We start from the raw sequence: 5356 nt of genomic DNA, 5'->3' as shown, positions 1-5356 counted from the left end.
ATACCGGTATTCTAGTGCCGGCCAGGACAGTTTAGCTAAGCCCATCATTTTAGATACAGCTTGGGTAGGCACAATTATTCGCGAACACAACGCACAACATACCCACTCTGCCGGTTGACGCTGGCCTGGATCGCCCCGTTCGAGGTCACGTTCACGTTGAACCCGTCCGTAGTGGAGAACGATGAACCCGACCAGAAGTACCCGCGGCCGCCTGCGCCGCCCAAACCCCCATAGTCGCCCCGGTAGCCGGGAGCGGGGAAACGCTGATCCAAAAGCTGAATGTAACTGGGGATTTGATCCAGACCATTAGTGTTGGAAGCAGTTAATTCCACGAAAGTACCGTTGGGAGTACCGGAAAACTTAGCGTTTACGGAGCTTTTACCAGATGCCTCCATCAGTGCCTGTTGTTCGGCGGCAGTAGGCAAACGCCAACTACCCTCAACCCAACCCTTGGCGGAGATGTAACGACAAATGTCACCCTTGCCGGTAGAGGCATTGTAACCAGTATTGCTGTTGTAAGTAGCAAAGTCATCGTTAGTTTGCACGTTGTCATTGAATGGAGCAGTGGTTTCATTGACATAAGGAATAGTAGTCCATGAACTGATGGCAGTTGTATATTCATCTGGTTTATACAAAATCTGTGAAGTGGAGAAGTTAGCACCCACAGGACTGATAGCAACCAAAGATCCCCACATGAAGTAAACACCTTGTGCCTGGGCATGTATAGAAACATTGTCCGCCGCTGTTTCAGCAAAAGTCAATTTTTGGTTTGCCTCGTCCCACACGATATTGCTGTAGGCAAATCGCGATTCACACTGAATAAAGGTGATTATATCCGTCCAATCAGTTGCGCCATCTTTCGACCACTGGATGGTAATATAACGGGTAACCGTTGTAACGGGGATAGCTAGCCCGGTGCTACCGGCAACTGTCGTTCCGGCTGGCACGGTTCCGCTTGCCAGTACAGTACCTTCGGTAACAGCCTGCACATACAGCAATGGGCGATAGCCTGTTATTGTAACAGTAGATGTTCCACCTACTGGTGTCGAAACCTTGGTCGCTGATGTTGTTACACTATACCCCGGTTGTGTGAAAGTAGTTTCCTGAGATGCCACGCCTTTATATTCTACCCATACTTTAGTGTTGACATCTGCCCAGGTTTCATTCGCCGGGATACTTACCGAAAGGGTATAATCGGCTGCAATTTCCGAAGCAGGCTTCCCCATCGACGCTTCCACACCGTCAATATCCGTTCGCAGTGTCCAGCCCATGTTGGTATTCGCTTCGGCCAGTATTTTACCGCCACTATACGGAACCACCTGCCCCGTACCATTTACATTGGTATAGGAAACAAAGTTAAATATCTCAGCGGGTTTAGAAGTTATGCCTTGCGTTACGGTTAGTTTGGCTTCCAGACGTCCGGCTTTGATATAGATATATCCTGTGCGTGATGCTATGCCGTTTTCTTCCACACTAATGTTTACCGGAATTTCCGTCTCGCCTGCTCCATAAAATGTTCCGGTCGTCAGATCGGTCGTGAGCCAGCCTGTATTGGTTATTTCCGTATTTGTACCCGTTCCGTCATCTTCGGTGATCCCGGTGATCTTAAATCCGGCGGGAACATCAGTCCGTACACGAACTACATCGGCATCGGCATCTTTTTGGAAATTGAACACCATTTCGGGCTTTATCGATAGATAATACTGTCCGTCGAAAATGACATCACCACCCTGCCCGTCGTTCCATTCCAATACCTCGGCTTCGATATTGACAGGCAGACTTTCGAATGCAATGTCCGGATCGTCGTACCCTGGACCCGACACCTTTGTTATATTGAACACATACCGGTGGTTGCGCAATACATCAAAAAAGGTTTTCGAAGTGCCCGACCCATTGCCGAAATCTATACGGTAGTAGGTTGGATCGGCAGCCCCTTTGTACTTGCCTCCTACTACAAGACAAGTACGATTCAGCAAATCTTTTGCGTTTTTATGTTTTTTGTCTTCATCTTCTCCTTCAGTATCCGTATGGTTTTCGGCTTCAAAAATATAGATCTCGCCTACACAGTTATTATCGGCTGTGTTGATCTCGGTTTTGCTATCTTCATTGTCATAGTTAAGCGGCCCTTTCAGTGTAGGGGCCGACAGCACGGTAGGCTCAGTGACTTTCCATACCATTTTCCCATCGACCAGAACCTCATTCCATGCTGTGCTGGCCGGTACTATGGTTCCTTCTGTGTTATAATTATAAACATGAACGCTGGTCAGCTCGAAAGAACTTTTGCCTACCGCCGCGTCTACCTTTACATCTACGCGCGCAACCATGCGGGTCAAATAGATTTTTTTATCACCGGTCAGGTCGGTTTGTTCATTAATGGTCGTGCTTCCAATATTTCCCCACATGGGGATAGGCCTATAGCCTGTGGTGGCGGAGCTGTTTGCCAGCCACTTGCCATCGGCAGGCATCTGCTCCGTCAGCGCTTGCAGCGCTTTTTCTTTTGTTTTCCCTGTGAGTGTTGTGGCGGCTACGATATCGCTTGAATTGGCAACAATGACCAGGTCGTAGGTTCCTTGTCTGAGTTCAACGGTGAACGTTTTTTTACTGTTATCACCCGGATCGGTTTCAATGTCGGTTTCACTGCATCTTGCCTTATATACAAATCCGCCTTCGCTTCCCTGGTTAAATACCAGTACGTCGATCTCGCGGACTTCTTTTTCGTCGTCATCGTCCAAAGCCCGTGTGGCAGGTGTACTTGCTCCCGGTAGCTGGATGGCGAATTTCACCCGTACATCCTTTTCGGTCTGTGGGGTATTTTCGTGACTTTCGTCCATACATGCCGATAGTGCTACCAGCATGATGGCGGCCAACAGCCCCGGCATACTTTTTCTTCCGTTAAGTTTCATAACTATATCTGTTTTTGATTTTTTCAACTAGATTCTTATAATCCGGTTCCGCTACTGCTCCACGTCCAGTCGTCTACCCGTATACCCACCACCGCCCAGGTGTCGTCTTCACCGTCATGTTCGAACATGAACTCAAGGTCGTAGGTATCGTGTTTATCCAGATCCTGCTGTTCATTGTACAGCGGATTCCGCATGATGGTAGGCGTCAGCTCGATATCGGCCAACTGCTCATCGTCTTTACCGGCTTCTTGTTTGATGATGACCAGGCGCAGGTCATCGTCCACCATCAGGCGTTGGGTGGTGAATGCAAAGGGGTACGTAGTCCGCGTCGTGGCCGGTTGCGGCATATAGGTGTACGCGGGCGATTCGCCCGGGCAATTATTTTCGAAGGTATAGTGTCCGTTTGTTCCTGTTATATAGGCTTGCAGGTTTACAGACTGTGGAAGGGTCCGGTTGAAGTTCGTAGTCACATTTACATAGTTGGTATTCTTCATCATATTGATCACTACAATTCCGGTCTCCGGGTTCACGGTCAATACACGACTGCCGTGATAAATGGGTTGGGTGTTGGCTTTTACCACTCCACCCTCTTCACAAGGTATCAGTTTAAGGCGTGCGGTAGAGAGTTCTTCTATTTCACTTATTTCAAATTCATCACTGGCATTCATCCAGGCCACCAGGGTATAGTTTCCTTCGGGCAGCACCATATTATGTATATAATCTGTTGCCGACAATTGTTCTTTGGTCAGGCGTTCCACTTTCCGATACAGCGCACCTGCATTGTCATACACATACAGATCGACGTGCTTTACAATCGTAGTAAATACATCTGCTCCTGTGGTGTTAATGTCGCACCGGAGCAATATGGTTACTTCCCGGGTAACGGGTGCGCAGTCGCTGTCTTCCCCTATACAACTGCTTAAGAAGACCATGCTTGCAGCCAGGCAAATAGCTATAATCGATTGTATATGTTTCATTATTCTTGTTTCTTTGAGAGTTATGCCTCCCCCGAAGGGGAGGACTTATAGTAATAATTAGAGACCTACGCCTGTTTCAACCACAGTCCAGTCAAGTACATTGATGCTTACTTTCACTGTATTTTTCTCCTCTTCAATAGGATCTCCCGGTTCTACAGGTGGGTTTGACGGTTCAATATACTCGTTATCTATGTCCTTATCACCATCTTCTTGGTTTGTTCCGATTTTAGATACGGTTTCGATCTTGATATCGTAGTAATTGTTACGGCTGACAGCGTATAAGTCTGCCGCATTTTTATCCGCAACCCAGAATGCATAGTAGCAAACACCACCCGCATATTCTACTATTTTCATCGTCTCTTGATCGGTAGGATAGTTAGCAGCGGTTTTTGCATCGCCTATGTTATAATAAATTCCATCTTCCCATAATTTTGTTGATGCATTGTAAATACGCCAGAAATCAACACCTTCAGTCTTTCCATCAGGAGTAAATGTTCCTTTAACAAGTGCATGTGTTGCTTCTCCTTGTTTAATAACTTTGGCATTAGCGTTTTCTATCACATAGCCAGGTGTTCCATCGGCTCTATAAGCAGCATCTCCATAATAGTTCGCAGCTGCATAAATATCCGAATAGAAAGGAGTTTTGAATACGCCGCTTTCGTATACCGGGAAAAGGTACATTTTGTTAGGGTTACCACCCATTTTGTACGACATGTTAGTGAATTTACCACCTGCTACTTCCTTGCCGTTCTTAACATCAGCTGTCAGAGCTACGTTTACCTTAGCCACAGCACGACCTACTTTGATCTCAACAGGGTTGTCGCTACCATCCGGCTTATCTGACTCCACAATGTTTTTAGCCAAAGCATCGCTTACATTGGTCATAAAGAAACCGTCATCCTTTGTCAGGTCACCCAAAGTGGCGCAACCCAAAACAGTTTGCTTTACTGTAGCCAACGGAGTACCTACAGGGAAAGAGGTAGGCACATCTGCAATTGCATTTACAGCTGCATAGAAATAATGCGAACCGGTAGTGATCTCTACAACTTTTCCGGTGCTTGCTTCGGTGTTGCTTAACGTTACGGTTGCTTCCAGTTTAGCCCCCGCATCGAAGATAAAGACCGTTGCATTTTTCACTATTGCTTCACCGTCAACTGCTTCTTCAATGCCTCTGGTTTTGGGTCCTGCTACTTGCGACAACTTGATACGTGCCACCGTAGGTTCCCCATTGGGTATAATACCGCTGTTGTCTACTGCATCATCATTGCTACAGCTAGCAAACCCTAAAGTCAGGGCGCAAGCCATCATTACATACTTAAAATTCATTTTCATGTTTTTTAAAAATTAATAAAAAATAGTTGTTACTTAATTGCTTTATCTATCTCATCGCTGTTACTTTTATTCACAGACGTTGTTTTAAAGTTTGAGATCATACTTCCTTACCAGCTTACTCACCTCCGAATCCCTTTCGATGCG

Annotated in this window: 3 protein-coding genes; all 3 read right to left on the bottom strand. The window is 46.5% G+C overall.

Annotated elements, in window-relative coordinates:
• Nucleotides 1-74 precede the first annotated feature (74 nt).
• Genes D0T87_RS23270 through D0T87_RS23260 form a run of 3 tightly spaced genes read right to left on the bottom strand, consistent with a single transcriptional unit; the run spans nt 75 to nt 5206 of the window.
• Nucleotides 75-2903 (bottom strand): DUF4906 domain-containing protein, encoded by a 2829-nt coding sequence (locus tag D0T87_RS23270; protein ID WP_163178519.1) that lies wholly within the window; start codon nt 2901-2903, stop codon nt 75-77.
• A 35-nt stretch (nt 2904-2938) separates the two neighbouring features.
• A complete protein-coding gene (locus tag D0T87_RS23265) occupies nt 2939-3880 on the bottom strand; it encodes a FimB/Mfa2 family fimbrial subunit (RefSeq protein ID WP_163178518.1) in 942 nt (313 codons plus the stop codon).
• Nucleotides 3881-3937: 57 nt separating this feature from the next.
• Nucleotides 3938-5206 carry an Mfa1 family fimbria major subunit gene (locus D0T87_RS23260; protein WP_163178516.1) on the bottom strand — a complete coding sequence of 423 codons (1269 nt, stop codon included), beginning with the start codon at nt 5204-5206 and terminating at the stop codon, nt 3938-3940.
• Between the last annotated feature and the right edge of the window lie 150 nt (nt 5207-5356).

It is taken from the genome of Bacteroides sp. 51, from assembly GCF_010500965.1.
Taxonomy (GTDB): Bacteria; Bacteroidota; Bacteroidia; order Bacteroidales; family Bacteroidaceae; genus Bacteroides.
The sequence above is the reverse complement of the archived record's forward strand: the minus strand, read 5'-3'. Positions and strand labels throughout refer to the sequence as shown.